Origin of the sequence: Ensifer sp. WSM1721, assembly GCF_000513895.2 — a bacterium.
Classification (GTDB): Bacteria; Pseudomonadota; Alphaproteobacteria; order Rhizobiales; family Rhizobiaceae; genus Sinorhizobium.
The window spans coordinates 1,243,755-1,263,541 of the sequence record NZ_CP165783.1 but is presented as its reverse complement, the minus strand read 5'-3'; the positions used below and the strand labels follow the sequence as shown (position 1 = coordinate 1,263,541).

Genomic DNA, 19,787 nt, shown 5'->3' with positions numbered 1-19,787 from the left:
TTGCCATGCGTTTGCTCATTCTCGGAACCGGCGGCATGGCCAACAGCCATGCGAAAGCCTTTGCTGAGATCGAAGGCGTCGAAATGGTCGGCGCCGTCGATGTCGACCCCACCCGCGCCAAGGTCTTCGCAGCCCAGCACGGCATCGAGCACACCTTCGCGTCGCTCGACGAGGCGATCGCCTGGGGAAAATTCGACGCGGCGACGAACGTGACCCCCGACAAGGCGCATCACCCGACGACGCTGGCTCTCATTGCTGCCGGCAAGCACGTGCTGTGCGAAAAGCCGCTGGCGGAAAACTACGAGAAGGCCGCCGAGATGGCAGCCGCGGCCGAACGCGCCGGCCTTGTCACCATGGTCAATCTCACCTATCGCAATGTCGCACCGCTGCAGAAGGCGCGTGAACTCGTGCTCACTGACCAGATCGGCCGGGTGCGGCACATCGAAGCCTCCTATCTCCAGAGCTGGCTGGTGTCGAAGGCCTGGGGCGACTGGGCAAGCGAATCGAAATGGCTCTGGCGCCTGTCGACGAAGCACGGCTCGAACGGCGTGCTCGGCGATGTCGGCATCCACATTCTCGACTTCGCCGCCTACGGCGCCGGCAGTTCGGTGGAACGGGTGTTCGCTCGCCTCAAAGCCTTCGACAAGGCGCCCGGTAACCGGATCGGCGAGTACGATCTCGATGCTAATGACAGCTTCGCGATGACGGCGGAATTCGAAAACGGCGCAATGGGCGTTATTCATGCGAGCCGGTGGGCGACCGGACATCTCAACGAATTGCGGCTGCGTCTCCATGGCGACAAGGGAGCCTTGGAAGTGATCCATACTCCGGACGGCTCCAGCCTGCGCGCCTGCCTGGGGCCTGATGTCGAAAAGGCCAAATGGCGGACGGTTGATGCCGGCACAGTACCGACCAACTACCAGCGCTTCGTCGAGGCAGTGAGGGCTGGCCACACCGCCGAGCCCGGCTTCCGCCATGCCGCCGACCTGCAGAAGGTGCTCGACCTCGCGATAGAAACCGAACGCGAACGCCGCGAACTCGGGGTTCCGGACAGGGAGGCGCTGCAAGAAGAGCGGGCGGCGGGATAGCTCCCAGCAGCTTTGGGGGGCTAATGCATGTTTCCTTAAATCGTACCCGATTTAAGGACAAAAACATGCAGCAATTCAAAGTGCTACAGCGTCCTTTGTGCGCCTGAAAAGACGCAGGGCGCTGTAGGTTTGCGTCTTTACGGAGGCGCATTGCCCAAGCGGGAGGAGAGCGGTTCCGTTTCCTCCCGCTCGAGTTCTTTGAGAATCAACGATTTCGGTTCCAGACCGAAACCGCGGTGATCTAGGCGGGTGAGTGATGCCGATAGTCCCAGACCGCCCAGGCGGAGATCGCAGCGACGAGCACGCCGAGAATGACGTGCGTCCACATCGCGTTGACATTCGCCATGAAGCCGAGCAGCCAGGGAGAAACGATCAACCACAGGCCGATCACCATATTGGCCCATTCCTCCCATTCGGCGAAGGCCGAAAGGGTTGCGATCGCCAGGGCGCCGAGCACGATGCCGACGATCCAGGCGTTCCAGGTCGGAGTGGGTTCAGCTACGAACCCGATGACCCAGGGAGAAAGAAACAGGCACACCGCCAAGACCAGATTCACCCAGTCCTGGGCTCTTCTTCCTGCCATCAGAGTGTTGGGCATGACAACCTCCACGTATGAAGCTTGACAAAGCGTCACCACTCGCGTGCGCCTCACGTTGCAGCTCCGCTCGTTTCAGATCGCACGGTCGCTGTAACGCTTTGAATTGCTGACGTAATTTTACTCGCAAATCGAAGCCGATTCAAGAAATCCCGCAACGCACGGTTTTTATGGGTTATTCGGGGCCGTCCGATCAGCGGGAAGAGCCGTGATCACTCAAACCATGACGACGATCTTGCCAAGCTGTTGATTGGACTCCATGAACCGATGCGCCTCAACGATCTGGTCGAACGGAAAGGTCTTGGCGATCACCGGTTGAAGCGATCCCGACAGCAACCCCTTGAGGATGAACGCTTTTGCGGCCTCCAGCCGCTTCGGATCACTGGTGATCTCGTGGACGAGGTAGCCGCGCAGAGTCAGGCTCTTGCTGAGCGCGGTGAATAGCGGGAAGGGCGTCGGCTCGGGGCTCAATCCGCCATATTCGATGAGAATGCCGCCTGGTGACATGGCGGCCGTCAAGGGCTCGAATATCGGACCGCCGACCGGGTCGAACACAACCCGTACGCCCTGCGGACCGGCGATTTCCTTCAGCCCGGCTTCCAGGTCTTCCTCGGCGGAAGCGATGACATGGGTGGCGCCGCATGCAAGCAGGGCCCGCTTCTTGCGGGACGTCCGCGTCACTGCGATCGGGGTCGCACCGACCATGTTGGCGATCTGAATCGCGGCCAGCCCGACACTGCTCGATGCCGCGGTGATGGCGACAAAGTCCCCTTGGCGAAGCTTGGCGATATCGATCAGCGCACCATAGGCGGTGAGATATTGCATCCAGGCGGCTGCGGCCGCTTCCCAACTGAGCGATGGCGGGTGCTTGACCGCGAGTTCGGCGGGAAACGTGGCAAGCTCGCCATAGGCGGGCCACCGGACCATCGATAGAGGCGGCACGATGCTGACGGAGTCGCCCGGCGCCAAATCATTCACACCCTCCCCGACCGTCTCGACGACGCCCGCTGCCTCGAGCCCGAGACCGGAAGGCAATCGCGGCGTCTCGATATACGAGCCGGAACGCAACAGCGCCTCGGCCCGGTTCAGTCCCAACGCCTTGACGCGGATTTGAATTTCACCCCGACCGGGGCCTGGAACATCGACGTTTTCGATGCGCAAAACCTCGGGACCTCCATGCTCATGAAAGCGAATAACGCGTACCATCTGCCATAACTCCAAACGAAATGAATGCAATAAGCTATGCCAAGCGGAATTAAGCAGATAAATAGCCTCACGCGAAGGACAGTATGAACTGAAAGTTTCTAATCATGGATCGTCTTACAAGCATGGCCGTCTTCGTCAAAGCCGTCGATTTGGGCTCGTTTGCGGCCGCGGCGGCCGTGCTCGGACTATCGGCGCCGATGGTCGGCAAGCATGTCCGGTTCCTCGAACAGCACCTGGGCGTGCGGCTCATCAACCGGACCACGCGCCGCCAGAGCCTGACGGACTTCGGGCGCGCCTATTATGAACGTTGCCGGGTGGTGCTCGCGGAAGCAGAGGCTGCCGATGCTCTCGTGGCGGACCAACTTTCCGAGCCACGCGGCAGGCTGCGCGTGACAATGCCGGCGCTCCTGGGCCGGCGATGCGTTGCCCCGATCCTGCTCGACTTTGCAAAACAGCACCCTTCGCTCGAACTAGAACTGTCGTTTACCGACCGCATCGTCGACCTCGTTGAGGATGGGTTTGATCTTGCCGTCCGGACCGGCAATCTTGAGGACAGGGCCGGGATGATAGCACGCCGCATCGCGCGCCATAGCATGATCGTCTGCGCGTCGCCTTCCTATGTCGAGATGCATGGCCGGCCGCGGGGGCTGGAGGATCTGGAAAGGCATCACGCCATCATCTACAGCCGGCCGGGATGGGTCCTTCCATGGCTGTTTCCGCGCGATGGCCAACCTCCTGCAGAGGTTACCCCAATAGGCCGATTGCGGCTCGACGACCTCGATGCAATTGCCGATGCCGCGACCGCCGGCCATGGTCTCGCCTGGCTCCCGTCCTGGTTGATCCGCGAGCGCATCCAGGCAGGCGCACTCATCCCGTTGCTTCCGGATCAGCCGGGTCACGTTTTCGACAATTATGCGCTGTGGACGCGGACGCCGCACCTGCCGCTGAAGGTCCGTCTTGCCATTGACGCTTTGGCAGCGGACTTGCCCAAGCTGATGATGTGAAAGACGCGCGGCGCTTTTGCGCCTGGATCGCGACGCGCCGGCTGTTCGGCCGGCGCGTCGCCGCTCACGCAGCTTATTCCGCCGCGAGCGGCGCCGGGTAAGCCTCGCGATCTTCGTCCGGTTGCGCCTGCAGCGGCGCCTCTTCCGTCTCCGGCGTGCGCGCGTTCGGCTCTCCGCCGAAAAACAGGGCATAACCCGCCGGAAGCACCAGGATCGTCAGGACAGTCGCAACCAGGATGCCGCCCATCATGGCGTAGGCGAGCGGCCCCCAGAATACGCCGCGCGAGATCGGGATCAGCGCGAGCACGGCCGTCAGTGCCGTGAGCACGATCGGTCGGAAGCGACGCACCGCCGCGCCGACGATCGCCTCGGAACGCTCCATGCCGACGGCGATATCCTGGTCGATCTGGTCGACGAGGATGATCGAGTTGCGGATGATGATGCCGAGCAGCGCGATGACGCCGAGGATGGCGACGAAGCCGAAGGGCGCGCCGCTGATCAGGAGTGCCGCGGCCGCGCCGATTATGCCAAGCGGGCCGGTCGCCAGCACTAGCATCGACTTGCCGAAATGCTGGAGCTGCGCCATCAGCAGGATGACGATGACAACGAGCATGATCGGCCCCTTGGCGGCAATCGACGCCTGGCTTTCGGCGCTGTCTTCCGCGCCGCCCTGGATCTCGACCTTGTAGCCGGGGGCGAGACCGTCCCGCAGCCCCTTGAGCTCGTCGTAGAGCTTCATCGTCACGTCGTTCGATTGCACGCCGTCCGGCAGCGTCGCCCGCACGGTGATCGTCGGCAGGCGATCGCGCCGCCATTCGATACCCTGTTCCATGACGGGCACGACCTTGGCGACCTGCGACACGGGCACGAAACCGCCGAAGTCCGTCGGCACATAGACCGAGTTGACGGCCGAGAGCAGTTGGCGGCTGCCGTCCGGCTCCCGCGCGACGATCGAGACCGTCTCTTCCCCGTCGCGGAAATCGTCGAGCGGGACCCCGGACATGGCCCCCTGCAGCATCTGGCGGATGCGCTGCGAGGTGACGCCGAGCGCACGGGCGCGATCCTGGTCGATCGTGAGCTTCATCGCCGGCACCTGCTCCAGCCAATCGTCGTGGACGGCGCCGAGCAGCGGGGTCTGTTGGAACTTCGCCTTCACCTCGTCGGCGATGCGGCGCACTTCTTGGCGATCCGGCCCCATCACCCGGAGCTGCACCGGCCAACCGGTCGGGGGGCCCAGGAACAGGCGGTCGACCTTGGCGCGGATCGAGGGGAAGTCCTCGGCAAGGATCGTGCGCAGCTTGACGATCAGCCGCTCGCGGGCCGGCTCGTCCTTGGCCATGACGAGAAGCTGCGCGAAGTTCGGATTGCGAAGCTGCTGGTCGAGAGGCAGGAAGAAGCGCGGCGCGCCCTCGCCGATATAGGTGGCGATGAAGCGCTTGTCTTCGTCGTCCATCATCCGCGCCTCGAGCGCCTTGGCCTGCTTCTCGACTTCCTTCACGCTCGTCCCCTCCGGCAGCCAGAGATCGACGAGGATTTCGGGTCGCGAGGACTGCGGGAAGAAGTTCTTCGGGATGAACTGGAAGGCCCAGAGGCTCGTCATGAAGATTGCGAGCGTCATGCCGAGGACGATGACGCGGTGATGCACCGCCCAGCCGACGGTTGCCCGGAGCCGCCGGTAGAAGCGGCTATCGAAGACGTCGTGGTGGCTGCCCGCATGGTGGCGCTGCTTGAGGATCATGTAGCCGAGCCAGGGCGTGAAATAGACCGCCACGAACCAGGACACGACGAGCGCGATGCCGACGACGTAGAAGAGCGAGCGCACATATTCGCCGGCGGTCGATTCCGCAAAGCCGACCGGGATGAAGCCGGCGGTCGTGATCAGCGTGCCGGTGAGCATCGGGAAGGCGGTGGAAGAGTAGGCGAAGCTCGCCGCCTCGATCTTGACGAGTCCTTCCTCGAGCTTGCGCTCCATCAGCTCGACCACGATCATCGCGTCGTCGACCAGCAGGCCGAGCGCGATGATAAGGGCACCCAGCGAGATGCGCTGCAGGTCTATGCCGAGTTCGTACATGATGGCGAAGGTGGCGGCGAGCACCAGCGGTATGGCGATCGCGATCACCAGGCCCGAACGCCAGCCGATCGACAGGAAGGACACGACGAGGACGATGATGAGCGCCTCGATGAGCGCATGGCTGAATTCGCTGATCGCCTCGGTGACGACCTCCGGCTGATTGGAGATCTGGTCGACCGAAACTCCATAGGGGAGCGAGGACTCGAAGCGCTCATAGGTCGCCTCCACCGCCTTGCCGACATCGGTGACCTTGAAGCCCTTGGCCATAACCACGCCGATCTGGACGCTGTCATGCCCGTTGAAGCGGAACTTGCGCGAATAGGGGTCTTCGAGGCCCGAGGTGACGGTCGCGATATCGCCGAGGCGGATGTTGGCGTCGCCGGTCCGCAGCCGCAATTCGCGGATATCCTCGGCCCGGGTAACGCCGCCGTCGACCGCGATGCGCACCGAGCGCGTGCCGGTGTCGACGGCGCCGGCGTAATCGACATTGTTCTGCCCGGCAATGGCGTTGCGCAGGTCGTTGAGCGTCAAGCCGCGCTCGGCGAGCGCCTTGGAGGACACGTCGATGTAGATCTTCTGCGGCTGATCGCCGAGGATGACCACCTTCTCGACGCCGGGCGTGGTCAGGAGCATGTCGCGGCCTTCGATCGCGAAGCGCTTCAATTCCGGATAGCTGTAGCCGTCGCCGCTGATCGCGTGCAGCGTGATGAAGGTGTCGCCGAATTCGTCGTTGAAATAGGGGCCGAGCAGGCCCTCCGGCAGCTCGGCCGCGATATCGCCAACCTTCTTGCGCACCTGGTAGAAAGCTTCCGCGACATCATCGGCATCGGTGTCGCCCTCGATCTGCACGGTGATGATGGCGCTGCCGGCGCGCGTATAGGAGCGGACGAAGTCGAGGTGCGGCGTCTCCTGCAGCTTTCTCTCGATCTTGTTGACAACCTGGTCCTGCATCTCCTCGATCGATGCACCCGGCCAGACGGCCTGGACCACCATAGTGCGGAAGGTGAATTCCGGGTCCTCTCGCTGTCCCATTCGGACGAGACCGAGCGCGCCGGTGATGATGATCAGCCCGAACAGGAAGCGCGCGATGCTCGGATGGCCGATCGCCCAGCGCGAAAGATTGAACGGTTTCTTGTCCCCGGTGGAGGCGTTCATGGCCGTCGTTCCGTTTTTATGAGGGGGTTAGCGCACGATTTCGCGCGTTTCGGCGCGGGCGGACTGCTGTTCGGCCGACGGCCCGGCTATTGCCGGCAGCTTCACCTTCAGGTCTTCCGACATGAACTGCGTCCCGGCGGCAACGACGAGATCACCGGGCTCAAGTCCGCCGGTGACGCGTACGCCGTCGTCGGCGAAATCCGCGAGCTCGATCCCACGCGCATGCACGGTTGAGGCGTTGCGGTCGACGACCCATACGATGTCCTTGCCGTCCTTGCGCGCAAGTGCGCTCAACGGAATGGAAACGAGCGGCTGCGAATTGGCGGCAGCGGTCTCGACCGTTGCCGTCATGCCGAGGAGCACGCGCTCGTCGTTGGGCAGGCTGACGCGCACGGAAAAGGTACGCGAACGTTGGTCGGCGCTGCCGGAGACCTCGCGCACGTGGCCGTCGACGACGAGCGCGTCGTTCGACCAGAAGCGCGCTTTGACCGGCTTGCCCGGCCTGAACTCGGCAATATCCATCTCCGGCACGGCGATCTCGACCTCCTTCTCGCCGTCGACCGCGACGGTCACGACCGGCGTACCCGTACCGACGACCTGGCCGATATCGGCATTGATGGCGGTCACGATGCCGTTCTGGTCGGATTTCAAATCCGTATAGGCCACCTGGTTCTTCGTCTGGCTGAGAGACGACGCCGCGGCGTCGCGCGTGGAGACCGCCTGGTCATAGGCGAGCGTCGCCTGGTCGAGCTGCGCCTTGGAAGAGAACGCCTTGCCGAAGAGCTGTTCGGCCCGGCTCTTGGCGAGCGCCGCCGTCTGCACCTGCGTCTCGGCGGCGAGCAGGCTCGCCTCGGCGCTCGTCACCGCGAGCTCGAAGTCGGAGGGATCGATGCGTGCCAGAAGATCGCCGGGCTTCACCCGGTCGCCGATATTGACGAGCCGTTCGGTGATCTTGCCCGCGACGCGGAAGCCGAGGTTCATTTCCGTGCGCGCCTTCACCGAGCCCGAATAGTCGAGCGCGCGCGCTTGCCCCGCCGTGGAAATCTCCACCACCTTCACCGGACGGACGATCTCCTTGGTCTCGACCTTTTCTTCCGAGCAGCCGGCAAGAACGGCGCCAAGGGCAGCGAGGGCCAGGAGATTGGCAACGAACGGCCGGTTGAAGGGCTTCGGTGAAAGCATCGTTCGTACTCCCTGCGTGGCGGCTCGTGGCGCGGCCGCTCGTATTTCTTCGATTATTTCTTCAGTGCTTTGATCGCGAATTCGATTAGCTCGTCGGGCGTGGCGCGGTTCTGCTTCGCAAGACATTGCGCCACCATCTGCGGATGACAGAGGGTTATCAGGCTGGCATCGAAGCACCGGGCGGCGACCTCCGGATCCTGTTCGGCGAATTCGTCGGCCTCGATGCCCTCGCGGATGATCTCGGCCAGGAGCTGATCGACGCGATCGATGTGCTTTTCGATGACGTGCCATTCCCGCTCGATCGCGACGATGACCATCTCGTGGACCTTCTCTTCGTCGAGCATGGTCTCGACCGTGAGCTTGTGCTGCTCATGCGCATAGCGCCTGAGCCGCTCGGTGGCGCTCAATGGCAGGCGCGAAATCTCATAGGCCTGCTGGTAGTTCGCGGCCAGCATCCGGGCGCAGAGCGCCTGGTGGATCTCCGTCTTCGAGGCGAAGAAGCGATAGATATTAGCCGGCGACATATCGAGATCGCGGGCGATGTCGGCAACGTTCGTCTTGGCATAGCCGTAATGACGGAAGAGGCGCTCCGCGGAATCGAGGATCCGCGTGATGTTTTCCTGCCGGGCAGCGTCGACGCCGCTTTCTTTGAGATCGCTCATTCTATCCACTTTGTGACGAGTGACGATATTTGAATTTCGTCAGTGGTAATTCGGCAGGATTAATATGTCAATAACTTTTAGCGCGTTCCTCACGACCATTGATCGCAACCTACAATCGTAAACATCTTGTGAACATGCCACCATCGCGCGTTCACGTTCCTGTGGATGAAAGCGAAAGTGGAAGCAGAGCGTCCCGCTCATTGGCGCGGGCCGAGTAGGCGAGCGGGACGACGAAATGCGGCCGCGACCATCAGCCGCACAGGCCCTCGTTCAGCCTGTCGGCCTCGCTGTCCTGGCAAGCGAAGGGGCTCGCCGGTTGAGCTTTCACGATGGGCCGGCATGCCGCGCGGCTTGAGCCGTGGTGTATGCTTATTTACGAAAATGATAAGTATCGGCCCCGCTTCTCTGAGAAACGAAGCCGAAAATTCTACGGGTTCCAACGAGGCCTGCCAGGAGCGCCAGCGTTGCCGCCGGCGGCCAACATCGGCAGGGGCCTGCTCAAGGGCGAACAGTGTTTTTTGCATCGCAACACGTCGCGGCGCAGGAATCGCCACACCGTGTCCTACGATACCTGCACCGCACGCGCCGCCAGCTCTTCCTTTGCTTACTGCATGTTTCCTTAAATCGGGTACGATTTAAGGAAACATGCAGTAAGGCGCGCGGCCGGCCTGACAGTCCCCTTCCTCTGCTTGGGGGCACAACGGGGGGTAGGGGGCCGGATTGGAGCGGCGTCCAGACGTATCGCCTACTACAGGACAAAATAGCCTTTTTGCAGGGTGACGGCGTCATCCAGATGTATGGCGAAGTCCGCCACCTTGTCGCCGTTGACGTCACCATAGATGTAGGTATCGGAGGCCTGCTTCACGTATCGAAGCTCGCCTGCCGCGCCGCTGAACGCCGCAGTGCCGATGAACGCAAAGGCCTGGTCGCCCGAAACATTGGCGTTCGCGTCGATCCCGGTAAGCTCGATGTAATCGGCCTCCGAGGGCAGAAAATCGAAGATCGTGTCGCGGCCGCCGGACGCAACGGTTGAATCCGAAAGCGCCCTGAACATGAAGATATCGGTTCCCGTGCCGCCGGTCAGTCGATCCGCGCCAGAGTCGGCATAAAGCAGATCGTTGCCTGCTTCGCCCATAAGGTTGTCGTTGCCGACGCCGCCAAAAAGGGTGTCCATTGCGGCGCCGCCATAGAGCACATCATTGCCGGAATCGCCGTTCAGGGTGTCGTTGCCGCCGTAGCCCCAGATCGTGTTGCCCGCCTGGTTTCCTATAATCGCGTCTCCCGCCGAGCCACCCTTGACGTTCTCGATCAGCGAGCGCGTGTCGCCGTGATAGAGCAGCGCATTGAAGATGTTGCCGGCCGCAAAGCCATTATTGGAACCGCCGCCGAGCCAGGCGAGCTGGTCGATGCTGAAGGTCGATGCCTGGCCCGGGCGCAGGTCGACCTTGAGGCCGGTCGTATAGGCCGTGAGATCGTAGGTATCGTTGCCGCCGCCATCCCAGATGGTGGCGAAGATCCGGTTAGCGCCAGGCGAGATGGCGACCGCGCCGTTGACGAGCGTGGCGCCGCTGCCCGGCGTCCATTTGTAGACGGTGTTGCCGCTGTTGGTCGTGAAGTCGGCCCCATACATTTCCTGCAACGCGGCGATGTCCGCCATCATGAAGGTCTGCGGCGCGCCGTATTGTTCGTAGTAGTAGCCGTTGCCGCCGACATAGCCCCGATAGGTCATGATCGAATACTCGATCGAGTCGTATTGGGTGGGCAAGGCGTTAAAAACGCCCTCCGCCTCGTGACCATGCTTCAGGCCGAGCGCGTGACCAAGCTCGTGCAACAGTGTGTGCCAGGCGTAATTGCCGGCGACCGGATTGCGATAGTCGTTCACCGTGCCGGCATAGGCGGTGCCGAACCAGACATCGCCGGCCTGAGCGTAGGTTCCGGGCATATAGGCATAGGCGGTTTTCGGAAGGTTCGACTGCGCGAAGCGGAGAGTTGCGGTGCTGGCACTTCCGGCGGCGAAGTTGGCGTTGGTGAAGCCCTCGATGGAGAAGCCGTCATTGGCCGCCGAGCCGTAGGACTGCTCCATCGCGAACAGTGCGGTGTTCACCTGCGCCGTCGATATGGAATTGAAGCCGGAGGACTTTTCGTTGCCGTAGCTGTAACTGCTGCTCGACGTCGGGAATGCATAGGTGATGGTGCCGCTCCAGCTCGAGCCCGACAGCACGCCGTCGATCAGGCTGTTGCCGGTTGCCCTTACAGTCTTGAGAGTTTTACCGCTACCGCTCATGCGAAATTCCCAATTGCTAAGCGCGAGGCCATTGCCTCGGGGTCCAAAAACACGGATCGTGTCCGCGACGATAAGAACCAATGCCTACTATTGTCATAAGGCGTTGGATAAGATTGGAGGAAAGCGTGCCGCTCCACAGGTTTCTGGCGTTGTTTGCCTGGGTAATATTGGCAGCAATGTGTCATCCGGCGGCGGCAGCCGGCGCGAAGGCAGGTGGAGTCGATATGCAGAAGCCTCCGGATTACGAGGCCGCGGTCCGATCGGAATTCGAGCAGGTCAAGGCTGAAAACACGGTGGAAGCCTACGCGCGCTTCATCCGCCGTCATCCCGATCATCCGTTGGTGGAGGAGGCGCGGGAAGCCCTGTCCCGCCTCGAGAAGCGGTAGCCGTACCGGGCGACCTTCACACAACGGCGGAAAAGCGCCCAGGCAAACCTTTCGTCGGACGCCGCCGTTACTTCGCCCGCAGCAGCATTCCGAACAGGTCGCGCGGATCGTCCGGATCAGCGATCATGTCGAGGTTCTGGTAAAACTCCGTGCCGGAGAGGCGCTCGCGCACGTAGCGAAGCGCTGAAAAATCCTCAATGGCGAAGCCGACGCTGTCGAAGAGTGTGATCTGCTGCGAATCGCGTCGGCCGGGCACCTCGCCGGTGACGACCTTCCAAAGTTCGACCACCGGAAAATCCGGCGCCATCTGCTGGATCTCGCCTTCGATGCGGGTCTGCGGTGGATATTCGACGAAGATGTCGGAGCGTTTGAGGATGTCGCGGTGGAGCTCCGTCTTGCCGGGACAGTCGCCGCCGATCGCGTTGATGTGAACGCCGGCGCCGACCATGTTGTCGGTGAGGATGGTCGCGAACTGCTTGTCGGCCGTGCAGGTGGTGATGATCTCGGCACTCTCGATCGCCTCCTGCGCGGAGCTGCACGAGACGACCTCGAGGCCGTAACCGGCGAGATTGCGTGCAGTCTTCGCGGTCGCGCGGGGATCGATGTCGTAAAGGCGGACGGTGTTGATGCCGCAGACGGCCTTCACCGCCAGAGCCTGGAATTCGGCCTGGGCACCATTGCCGATCATCGCCATGGTACGCGCACCTTTCGGCGCAAGGTGGCGCGCCGCCATCGCCGAGGTTGCCGCGGTCCTGAGCGCCGTCAGGATCGTCATTTCCGTAATGAGCACCGGATAGCCGGTCGAGACTTCGGCAAGCAATCCGAAGGCGGTCACCGTCTGCAGCCCGTCGGCGATGTTCTTGGGGTGACCGTTGACATATTTGAAGCTGTAGACGCTGCCGTCGGAAGTTGGCATCAATTCGATGACGCCGTCACGCGAGTGGCTGGCGACGCGCGGTGTCTTGTCGAAACTTTCCCAGCGGCGGAAATCCGCTTCGATCGCGTCCGTGAGCTCCGCCAGAACAGTCTCGACCCCAAGATGGTGAACGAGCCGCATCATGTTGTCGACGCTGACAAACGGCACCATTGCCTTGGCTGACGGAAGCGGCGCGAGCATCGGGGGTTTTCTCCTGCATGTGCTGAACAGGAAGGATGGTAACCGATCCGGCCCGCTGGTCGAAAGCGCAAACCTGTGCTATTTTTGCCATCGTATTGGACGAATTGACCAGTTGAATTGCGCAATATGAGCAAAGCATCAGCGGGCGGTACGACCGTCGCGAAGTACACGCCGGATGATCTGGATCGGCAGATCATCGCTCATCTTCGCGCCGACGGGCGCGCCTCGCTCTCGAAGCTGTCCGATGCGCTCGGCGTTGCCCGCGGGACCGTGCAGAACCGTCTGGACCGCCTGCTGGAGACCGGAACGCTTCTCGGCTTCACCGTGCGCGTGAGGGAGGACTACGACGTAAACACCGTCCATGCGGTGATGATGATCGAGGTCGTCGGCAAGTCAACGACGCAGGTCATCCGTAGGCTGCGCGGCATGCCGGAGATCTACACGCTGCACACGACCAACGGCAACTGGGATCTGGTGGCCAACATCCGCGCGGCGAACCTGTCCGAGTTCGACCGCATTCTGCGCGAGGTGCGGATGATCGACGGCGTGGCCAACAGCGAAACGAGCCTGCTGCTCAGCAGCGTCTGAAGGCGGTCTTGCATCGCGCAAGGCGATTGCAAGCGAGGGTCGTCCCCTTTAGTTTGCCGCCGCATCAACACACGCACTGAAGGGATTCGCTTGAAGTCGGGCCTTCGATCAATCTTGCTCCTGGTCTGCTTCTTCCTGTCGCCTTCAGCCGCAGGTGCCGAATGGCAGGCGGTTGAAAAGGTCAAGGCTTACGCGATCGCCGGACAATCCGGCCCCGAACTCTACGCCTCGATCGGCGAGCGGGGCCCCAAGGTCGGCGGCCTCGTCCGCGCCATCGCCCATACGAGCTTCAAACTTACCTGGTCGCGGAAATACGAAGCCCACGGCGGCGCGTGCGTCCTAGTGTCGGCGCTCCCCAAGCTTTCGATCACCTACACCTTGCCGGAGCCCACCAGGCCGCTGCCGGCTGCCACGCAGAGGCACTGGGAGACCTTCATCGCCGGGGTGAAGAAGCACGAACTCGTGCATGGCGATTTCATCAAGGAAATGGTGCGGAACATCGAGGCCGCGACCGTCGGCCTCGCTGTGCCGGCAGACCCGGAGTGCCGCAAGATCAAGGCGGAGATGACGAGGCGGCTTGGCGAGCTGTCGCGCGCGCAGCGGCAGAAGAGCCGCGATTTCGACAAGGCCGAACTCAGCGAAGGTGGCAATATTCACCAGCTCATCCTTGATCTGGTGAACGGCGGGTAGCACGGAAAGTGCGGGCAATTTCCGCACACACCCTGCGTCGCGAACCTGGGCTTGCTCACTTTGGCGAAACGGCAACACCGGATCGTAAAAAGCTGCCGACGTCGGGAGCGCCTCTGAAATGTCTCATTAGGCCACAACTGTTCGGCTCGCCCTATGCGGGCATAGCCTCGCGCGAAATCCCTGCGCGCTATCAGTGCTGAATTGTTTCGGACGACGGCCCGCCATCTTGCCGATCGATCCGACAAGGAGAAGATGAATGAAGAAAACTCTTGCCCTGGCGCTTTCCGCGGCCGCGATCGCGTTTGCCGGCGCAGGCGTCCATGCCGCCGATCTCGTGCCCTATCGGGAGCCGGCGCCGCCTCCCGTGCAGGACGCGCAAGGTGGCGTGAAGATCGGCTATCTCGAATGCGATATCGGTGGCGGCGCCGGTTACGTTCTCGGCTCCTCCAAGGAGGTCGATTGTGCCTTTCGCTCGATAGGTGGCGACGAAATTGAGGACCGCTACACCGGAGAGATCCGCAAGCTCGGCGTCGACATCGGCTTTACGATGCGCAGCAGATTGATCTGGGCCGTGTTCGCGCCGACGGCCGGCTATCATCACGGCTCGCTCAGCGGCATCTACAAGGGTGCGAGTGCCGAGGCGACGGTCGGCGCGGGTGTCGGGGCGAATGTCCTTGTCGGCGGCACCTCGGGATCGATCCATCTCCAGACGGTCAGCGTCACCGGGCAACTCGGACTCAACGTCGCCGCAGCCGGCACGTCGATGACACTCAATTCCGTCAACTGACGCGCCCGCGGTCGTCGCCGCTAGCGCATGAACAATCGTCGGGACGCAAAGATGCGGGCGGGAGACCGCCCGCATCTTTGCGTCCCATACCTTGCATGCTCGCGTCGGACCCGCGTGCTACACTCGCGGTTCGTTGAAATTGCAGGGGCCCGGCTTCGGCCGGATAAGGAGAATATGCCCAGTCCTGACGGTAGCCTATTCGACTTCCTTGGCGTTATGGCCGTGTTCCTGTTGGTGGCCGCAAACGGTTTCTTCGTCGCAGCGGAATTCTCGCTGGTCGCGGTTCGGCGCAGTCGCGTGGCGGAACTGGTGACGCAGGGGAGAACGAACGCCCCGGCGCTGCAGCGCGCCGTCGACAATCTCGATTCAAATCTGGCCGCGACCCAGCTCGGCATCACGATCTCGTCTCTTGCGCTCGGCTGGGTCGGCGAGCCGGCTCTCGCCCATCTGATCGAACCACTGCTGAGCGTGCTGCCACAGGTCTGGGCGACGGCCGGGTCGCATGCCATTGCCGCGGCCATCGCCTTCCTGATCATCACGGCCTTGCACATCGTTCTTGGCGAGCTGGCGCCCAAGAGCCTGGCCCTTCAGCGAAGCGAGGGCACCGCGCTTGCCGTCGTCCGGCCGCTCGGCCTCTTCCTGTTTCTATTGCGCCCGGCGATCGTCATTCTCAACGGCTTCGGGAACATCGTCTTGCGTCTGGCGGGCTTGCGGACCGGGGCAGGCGAGACATCGCTGCACTCGCCTGCCGAGCTCAAGCTCATCGTTGCCGAGAGCCACGAAGCGGGGCTCCTCGACGAGGCGCAGCAGGAAATCGTCCAACGGATATTCGGCATGGGCGATCGCCGGATTTCCGATTTCATGACGCCGCGCGTCGACGTCGACTGGATCGATGCCGACGACCCGCCGGCCGATATCCTGAAGACGATCCGCGAATGCAGGCACGAGCAGTTGCTCGTCGGCCGCGGCAACATCGATGAACCGATCGGCATGGTGCTGAAGAAGGATCTGCTTGACCAATTGCTCGACGGCAGGCCGCTCGATCCGCTCGGGATCGTCCGGGAGCCCTTGATCTTGCACGAGGCGACGCCGGTCTTCCGCGTGCTCGAGAGGTTCAAATCCGCGCCCGTCCGCCTCGCGACCATCGTCGATGAATATGGAAGCCTCGAAGGGATCGTCACGCAGACGGATCTGCTTGAGGCCTTTGCCGGCGAACTTCCGGATCTGGAGACAGAAGAGCCCGACGTGATCGAGCGCGAGGACGGCTCGCTGCTGATCGATGGCATGATGTCGGCGCACGACGCCTTCGAAAGACTGAAGCTTCAGGAAAGACCGCAGGATGGCGGCTATCACACGATCGCCGGCTTCGCCCTGCACATCCTCGGGCACCTCCCGGACGTCGGCGAGAGCTTCGAATTCGATGGCTGGCGCTTCGAAATCGTCGACATGGACGGCCGGCGAATAGATAAGATTCTTGCAACGATCATCCCCGGCGCGGAATAGGGACGGGCCGCGGCTTCCCCGTTTCTGGCCGGGCATTTGAAGCCGTACCGCTCGTTCGCTGAACGCATTTGCTCACTCGCGGAACATAATCGAGTCTCGCCGGTTCCGGCAGCGAAGCCCGGCCGACATCGGGGAACTGTCCCGGTTCGGGGCGGAGCATCATCCATGGGAGAAGGAGTCATGCCTGCAAAATCGAAGGCGCAGCAAATGGCCGCCGGTGCCGCGCTTGCCGCCAAGAGAGGCGAAAAGAAGAAGAGCGAGCTTAAAGACGCCTCGCGTAGCATGGCCGAATCCATGACCGAGAAGGAACTCGAGGAAATGGCGTCGACCAAACGCAAGGGAAAGAAACAGCACGTTTCAAAAAAGTGAGCGCGTTCGGCGAGTTGTGAACGCCGCAAGCATTTCCTGCCGCTTCGCGCAGTCGGTGTTTATTCGGCTGGTCCTTACATGGGCCGGCAACGACATGCGGCGTGCAAATCACCAGCGAGCGGCATGTGGACTGAGGTACGATGTCTCCGGTATGGCTCCTGCGGGTGCGGCTCCGGCCCTTCCATTCCGGTGGTTTTGATGATTTACAGCGCTGAGCCGGAACAATAATCTGGGTTGAGATCCTAGCCGTGACCAAGGACGGGCGAATGAACGACAGCAAGGCTTCCGCGGATGCAGACGCGGAAAAAGCCATCGACGAGCGGATCGCCTCCCTTCTGGAGGACATCCGCAAGGAGGCGGTACCGCAGCGCCTTCTCGAACTGGCGCGGAAGCTGCAGAGGGCTCTCGACGAGCGAAATCGCTGAAGCGGAGCCCCGTTGGTCGTTCTGGTTGCTAGGCTAGTTCAGTGGATTTCCGTGCATTTGCGCCGTCAGCTCGTCGCGGGCGCGGCTGAGCCGGCTCTTGATCGTTCCGATCGCGCAGTCGCAGATATCTGCCGCTTCCTTGTAGCTCATGCCGAAACCGGCGACGAGAACCAGCACCTCACGATGCTCGGGGGAGAGCGCTCCGAGTGCGGTGCGCAGCTCGCCGTTGAGGACCGACCATTCTTGCGGCGGTGCCGTAGGGATCGGCAGTTCCGCGCAATTGGTGCTGCCGGGGCTTTCGCGTGTGCGAATCTTGTACTGCGTGCGGAATGCATTGCGCATGATCGTGAACAGCCATGACTTGAGGCTCGTGCCCGGCTCGAACTGATTGATGCTCCTCAGGGCGCGAAGCAGGGTTTCCTGCACAAGGTCGTCCGCCTCGAATGAGGCCGATGTAAATGTGCGGGCAAAGGCCCTGAGAGCGGGAATCAGATCGACGACCTGCTCCTCAAGCAGCGGTGATGAGTGCGATGCGTGACCGCTGGTGGCAGGCATGTCAAATATTGCCCTTCTGCCTATGAAGTTCTCTAGGTGACGTTAGAAAATGCCTGTCCGGCCCTTTGGTTCCTAAGGGCGGGGGTATATTTCCCCAGGCTCACGCCGCGAGAGGCCGACAGACCGACGCCGCGAAGCGCTTCGTCGGGTGCGGGTCGCGCTCGCGAGCAAGGCAAAACGCCAGCGGGTGCGGAGCGGAGGGTTCACAAGACGGAAAGTCGTTCCATCCTTTCCGTCGTTGCGGCCGAGCCGGCAGCCCGCCTTGCGGGAACCAAAAGCGATGTCACCAGTTGGGAAAGCCCAACAAGGAGAACGCCATGAAGAGATTTGCCTCTATGACAGCCGCACTGTTCCTGACGCTGGGCACGTCGGCAATCGCCCAAACAACCGTCGTGCTGCCCGGCGAAGTCAGGACTTACGTGTTGGAGCAGAATGTGCCTTCGGTCACTTTTGAGGGCGAGGTTGTCGTTGGACAGCCGCTTCCAGAGACCGTGGAAATCCACACTATCCCGGATCAGCCCGACTACGGGTATGCGGTGGTGAACAACAAGCGCGTCGTCGTTAATCCCAAACAGCGTACGGTCGTGGAAATCCTGCAATAGCATTTGAAGCACATAGGGGCGCGTAGTTTGCGAGGAAGCCCCTTTCAACTCTGTCAATCCGATTAAGCGCCGTGCGTCTTTCCGACGCGCGGCGCTGCAATCTTTGCAACTGCGCATGGCCGGGATCCACGAGCGCATCGCGGCTGCCGGTCGCCGCATCAAAGGGCATCCGTTGGTGCACATATCGGGAGGTCCCACATGGAAAATATCGAGTTTCGGCTGGCCGCCCACAGAGAGGTCCTCGTGGCCGTGCTCTCGGCCCTCGCACGCCACGACGACGTCTGGGCGGAGATCAACCGCCTTCTCGAGGAAGCTCAGATCGTCCAGGATCATGAGGAGGATCCGGGTGTCGTCCCCTCTGAAGCCTTCGCCAGGCAGAATGCGATGACGACGGAAATCGCCTCCATCCTCAACGATGCCACGGCGCGAGCGAATGCGGATCCGGAGCCCGCGGCGCCGCAGTGAGCGGGCCTCAAAACGCGCCGGCGGTAAATTGCGGGGAACCGCAACCCTAGTGGTGCGTTAACGGACTGCGGTTTTAGCCGCGCATGTCTACGCTAAGAGAAGGGAGCGTCTTGTGCGACATCGACTGACGAAGCGTCCGAGGTTTGCCCGGCCGCCTGAGAATCCGAATCCAAAGAAATCGGGCCGGAATGCCTGGCAACCCCAGGTCATCGTCCCCTATCGGGTCGATCTCACTCTCAAGAAGTCGACGGCAGAGGAAGTCGCGGTCCCGGCTTCGATCAATGGGAGGAGCCTCGTCGATGGTCGCCCCTGAGCAGCCGCTACGCGTCGGAGACGTGATGTCGCACCCGGTCTTCACGGTATCTCCAAGCGATACGGCGCAATCGGTCGCCCGGCTGATGAAGGAGACCGGCGTTGGCGCCGTACCGGTTGAAGCGCCGGGTGTCGGAACGATACTCGGGATCGTAACGGATCGCGATATCCTTACCTCCGTCGTCGCACGCGGCCTGTCGAGTTCGACCGCCGTGTTCGAGTTCATGACGGTCTCCGCGGAGTCCTGCGAGGAGGGAGACAGCATATTGCTCGCCGCGCAGAAAATGCACGACCTCAGGATACGCCGCCTCGTGGTCGTCGACGAGACGCGGCAGGCTGCCGGCATCATATCACTGGCCGACATCACCCGCGCGAGCCCAGAACTCGGCGGCCTGGTGCTCGAAGGACTGAACCGTCCAGCGCCCGTCAGCGCCCAGCCTGAAGGAATGTCGCAATGTCATGCCTGACGCAGGATCGTCTGTGGAGTGAAGCGGTCATCCTGGAGGCGCCTAAGCGCGTTCTTCGGGTACAAAGCACACGCGACGCATGTCTCTGCCTCAAGAATCATTGGCCCCTCGCCGACGGGCCGGCGAAACGGAGTGCGCTCGCAGCTTGCGATCGCGTGATCGATGGGCAGGACGAGCCCGACGCCGCGCGTACCGCCTTCATCAAGGCGGCCGAGGAGGCCAAGTTCCACGTGCACAGTTGGACGGGAGAGTGAAGGCGGCAGCGACCGCGACC

The 19,787-nt window shown here is 62.3% G+C and carries 21 protein-coding genes and 1 pseudogene; 13 read left to right on the top strand and 9 right to left on the bottom strand.

Going from position 1 to position 19,787, the window contains the following annotated elements; translation table 11 throughout:
- Positions 1–5 precede the first annotated feature (5 nt).
- Positions 6–1,088 (top strand): Gfo/Idh/MocA family protein, encoded by a 1,083-nt coding sequence (locus M728_RS23485; protein WP_026620777.1) that lies wholly within the window; start codon positions 6–8, stop codon positions 1,086–1,088.
- Positions 1,089–1,329: 241 nt separating this feature from the next.
- On the opposite strand, the gene M728_RS23480 is transcribed toward M728_RS23485, so the two are convergent.
- On the bottom strand, positions 1,330–1,686 hold the full coding sequence (locus M728_RS23480) for an SPW repeat protein (protein ID WP_026620776.1): 357 nt from the start codon (positions 1,684–1,686) through the stop codon (positions 1,330–1,332).
- A gap of 213 nt (positions 1,687–1,899) precedes the next feature.
- A complete protein-coding gene (locus M728_RS23475) occupies positions 1,900–2,889 on the bottom strand; it encodes a zinc-dependent alcohol dehydrogenase family protein (RefSeq protein WP_026620775.1) in 990 nt (329 codons plus the stop codon).
- A 104-nt stretch (positions 2,890–2,993) separates the two neighbouring features.
- Here M728_RS23475 and M728_RS23470 point away from each other — a divergent pair, with 104 nt between their 5' ends.
- A complete protein-coding gene (locus M728_RS23470; RefSeq protein ID WP_026620774.1) occupies positions 2,994–3,893 on the top strand; it encodes a LysR family transcriptional regulator in 900 nt (299 codons plus the stop codon).
- A 73-nt stretch (positions 3,894–3,966) separates the two neighbouring features.
- On the opposite strand, the gene M728_RS23465 is transcribed toward M728_RS23470, so the two are convergent.
- The 5 genes and pseudogenes from M728_RS23465 to M728_RS23445 form a co-directional block, all read right to left on the bottom strand.
- Positions 3,967–7,119 (bottom strand): efflux RND transporter permease subunit, encoded by a 3,153-nt coding sequence (locus M728_RS23465; protein WP_026620773.1) that lies wholly within the window; start codon positions 7,117–7,119, stop codon positions 3,967–3,969.
- Between the two features lie 27 nt (positions 7,120–7,146).
- Entirely contained in the window at positions 7,147–8,301 is a 1,155-nt protein-coding gene (locus tag M728_RS23460) for an efflux RND transporter periplasmic adaptor subunit (protein ID WP_026620772.1), read from the bottom strand.
- A gap of 53 nt (positions 8,302–8,354) precedes the next feature.
- Positions 8,355–8,963 (bottom strand): TetR family transcriptional regulator, encoded by a 609-nt coding sequence (locus tag M728_RS23455; protein WP_026620771.1) that lies wholly within the window; start codon positions 8,961–8,963, stop codon positions 8,355–8,357.
- Between the two features lie 431 nt (positions 8,964–9,394).
- Positions 9,395–9,564 (bottom strand): annotated as a pseudogene (locus M728_RS23450) (IS630 family transposase); the annotation flags it as partial.
- A gap of 147 nt (positions 9,565–9,711) precedes the next feature.
- Positions 9,712–11,247: a M10 family metallopeptidase C-terminal domain-containing protein gene (locus M728_RS23445; RefSeq protein WP_026620770.1), complete on the bottom strand. Its 1,536-nt coding sequence runs from the start codon at positions 11,245–11,247 to the stop codon at positions 9,712–9,714.
- Between the two features lie 125 nt (positions 11,248–11,372).
- On the opposite strand from M728_RS23445, the gene M728_RS23440 reads away from it, so the two are divergent.
- Positions 11,373–11,633, top strand: a complete 261-nt coding sequence (locus M728_RS23440) for a hypothetical protein (protein WP_198023388.1) — start codon at positions 11,373–11,375, stop codon at positions 11,631–11,633.
- A gap of 67 nt (positions 11,634–11,700) precedes the next feature.
- On the opposite strand, the gene M728_RS23435 is transcribed toward M728_RS23440, so the two are convergent.
- Positions 11,701–12,750, bottom strand: a complete 1,050-nt coding sequence (locus M728_RS23435; protein WP_026620769.1) for an ornithine cyclodeaminase — start codon at positions 12,748–12,750, stop codon at positions 11,701–11,703.
- Positions 12,751–12,876: 126 nt separating this feature from the next.
- Here M728_RS23435 and M728_RS23430 point away from each other — a divergent pair, with 126 nt between their 5' ends.
- The 6 genes from M728_RS23430 (at position 12,877) to M728_RS23405 (ending at position 17,112) form a co-directional block, all read left to right on the top strand.
- Positions 12,877–13,338, top strand: coding sequence for an Lrp/AsnC family transcriptional regulator (locus M728_RS23430; protein ID WP_026620768.1), 462 nt, complete (start codon positions 12,877–12,879; stop codon positions 13,336–13,338).
- Positions 13,339–13,428: 90 nt separating this feature from the next.
- A complete protein-coding gene (locus M728_RS23425) occupies positions 13,429–14,028 on the top strand; it encodes a DUF922 domain-containing Zn-dependent protease (RefSeq protein ID WP_034883621.1) in 600 nt (199 codons plus the stop codon).
- 256 nt (positions 14,029–14,284) lie between these two features.
- Positions 14,285–14,815, top strand: a complete 531-nt coding sequence (locus M728_RS23420) for a DUF992 domain-containing protein (RefSeq protein WP_026620766.1) — start codon at positions 14,285–14,287, stop codon at positions 14,813–14,815.
- Positions 14,816–14,989: 174 nt separating this feature from the next.
- Entirely contained in the window at positions 14,990–16,318 is a 1,329-nt protein-coding gene (locus tag M728_RS23415; protein ID WP_026620765.1) for a hemolysin family protein, read from the top strand.
- 180 nt (positions 16,319–16,498) lie between these two features.
- Complete coding sequence (locus M728_RS23410; RefSeq protein ID WP_026614632.1) at positions 16,499–16,687, top strand: DUF3008 family protein; 189 nt, start codon at positions 16,499–16,501, stop codon at positions 16,685–16,687.
- Positions 16,688–16,953: 266 nt separating this feature from the next.
- A complete protein-coding gene (locus M728_RS23405) occupies positions 16,954–17,112 on the top strand; it encodes a hypothetical protein (RefSeq protein WP_167549681.1) in 159 nt (52 codons plus the stop codon).
- Positions 17,113–17,145: 33 nt separating this feature from the next.
- On the opposite strand, the gene M728_RS23400 is transcribed toward M728_RS23405, so the two are convergent.
- Positions 17,146–17,667 carry a sigma-70 family RNA polymerase sigma factor gene (locus tag M728_RS23400; protein ID WP_026614631.1) on the bottom strand — a complete coding sequence of 174 codons (522 nt, stop codon included), beginning with the start codon at positions 17,665–17,667 and terminating at the stop codon, positions 17,146–17,148.
- A gap of 317 nt (positions 17,668–17,984) precedes the next feature.
- On the opposite strand from M728_RS23400, the gene M728_RS23395 reads away from it, so the two are divergent.
- From M728_RS23395 to M728_RS23380, 4 genes are all read left to right on the top strand, one after another.
- Entirely contained in the window at positions 17,985–18,269 is a 285-nt protein-coding gene (locus tag M728_RS23395; RefSeq protein ID WP_026620764.1) for a DUF1236 domain-containing protein, read from the top strand.
- Between the two features lie 198 nt (positions 18,270–18,467).
- A complete protein-coding gene (locus M728_RS23390) occupies positions 18,468–18,734 on the top strand; it encodes a hypothetical protein (RefSeq protein WP_026614629.1) in 267 nt (88 codons plus the stop codon).
- Positions 18,735–19,033: 299 nt separating this feature from the next.
- Positions 19,034–19,513: a CBS domain-containing protein gene (locus tag M728_RS23385; RefSeq protein WP_026620763.1), complete on the top strand. Its 480-nt coding sequence runs from the start codon at positions 19,034–19,036 to the stop codon at positions 19,511–19,513.
- On the top strand, positions 19,501–19,767 hold the full coding sequence (locus tag M728_RS23380; RefSeq protein WP_026614627.1) for a DUF982 domain-containing protein: 267 nt from the start codon (positions 19,501–19,503) through the stop codon (positions 19,765–19,767). The genes M728_RS23385 and M728_RS23380 overlap by 13 nt, the downstream gene beginning before the upstream one ends.
- Positions 19,768–19,787: the final 20 nt, after the last annotated feature.

Coding starts and splice junctions, on each gene's coding strand:
- M728_RS23485 (WP_026620777.1), top strand. CDS start 6: ATGCGTTTGCTCATTCTCGGAACCGGCGGCATGGCCAACAGCCATGCG.
- M728_RS23480 (WP_026620776.1), bottom strand. CDS start 1,686: ATGCCCAACACTCTGATGGCAGGAAGAAGAGCCCAGGACTGGGTGAAT.
- M728_RS23475 (WP_026620775.1), bottom strand. CDS start 2,889: ATGGTACGCGTTATTCGCTTTCATGAGCATGGAGGTCCCGAGGTTTTG.
- M728_RS23470 (WP_026620774.1), top strand. CDS start 2,994: ATGGATCGTCTTACAAGCATGGCCGTCTTCGTCAAAGCCGTCGATTTG.
- M728_RS23465 (WP_026620773.1), bottom strand. CDS start 7,119: ATGAACGCCTCCACCGGGGACAAGAAACCGTTCAATCTTTCGCGCTGG.
- M728_RS23460 (WP_026620772.1), bottom strand. CDS start 8,301: ATGCTTTCACCGAAGCCCTTCAACCGGCCGTTCGTTGCCAATCTCCTG.
- M728_RS23455 (WP_026620771.1), bottom strand. CDS start 8,963: ATGAGCGATCTCAAAGAAAGCGGCGTCGACGCTGCCCGGCAGGAAAAC.
- M728_RS23445 (WP_026620770.1), bottom strand. CDS start 11,247: ATGAGCGGTAGCGGTAAAACTCTCAAGACTGTAAGGGCAACCGGCAAC.
- M728_RS23435 (WP_026620769.1), bottom strand. CDS start 12,750: ATGCTCGCGCCGCTTCCGTCAGCCAAGGCAATGGTGCCGTTTGTCAGC.
- M728_RS23430 (WP_026620768.1), top strand. CDS start 12,877: ATGAGCAAAGCATCAGCGGGCGGTACGACCGTCGCGAAGTACACGCCG.
- M728_RS23420 (WP_026620766.1), top strand. CDS start 14,285: ATGAAGAAAACTCTTGCCCTGGCGCTTTCCGCGGCCGCGATCGCGTTT.
- M728_RS23415 (WP_026620765.1), top strand. CDS start 14,990: ATGCCCAGTCCTGACGGTAGCCTATTCGACTTCCTTGGCGTTATGGCC.
- M728_RS23410 (WP_026614632.1), top strand. CDS start 16,499: ATGCCTGCAAAATCGAAGGCGCAGCAAATGGCCGCCGGTGCCGCGCTT.
- M728_RS23405 (WP_167549681.1), top strand. CDS start 16,954: ATGAACGACAGCAAGGCTTCCGCGGATGCAGACGCGGAAAAAGCCATC.
- M728_RS23400 (WP_026614631.1), bottom strand. CDS start 17,667: ATGCCTGCCACCAGCGGTCACGCATCGCACTCATCACCGCTGCTTGAG.
- M728_RS23395 (WP_026620764.1), top strand. CDS start 17,985: ATGAAGAGATTTGCCTCTATGACAGCCGCACTGTTCCTGACGCTGGGC.
- M728_RS23390 (WP_026614629.1), top strand. CDS start 18,468: ATGGAAAATATCGAGTTTCGGCTGGCCGCCCACAGAGAGGTCCTCGTG.
- M728_RS23385 (WP_026620763.1), top strand. CDS start 19,034: ATGGTCGCCCCTGAGCAGCCGCTACGCGTCGGAGACGTGATGTCGCAC.
- M728_RS23380 (WP_026614627.1), top strand. CDS start 19,501: ATGTCATGCCTGACGCAGGATCGTCTGTGGAGTGAAGCGGTCATCCTG.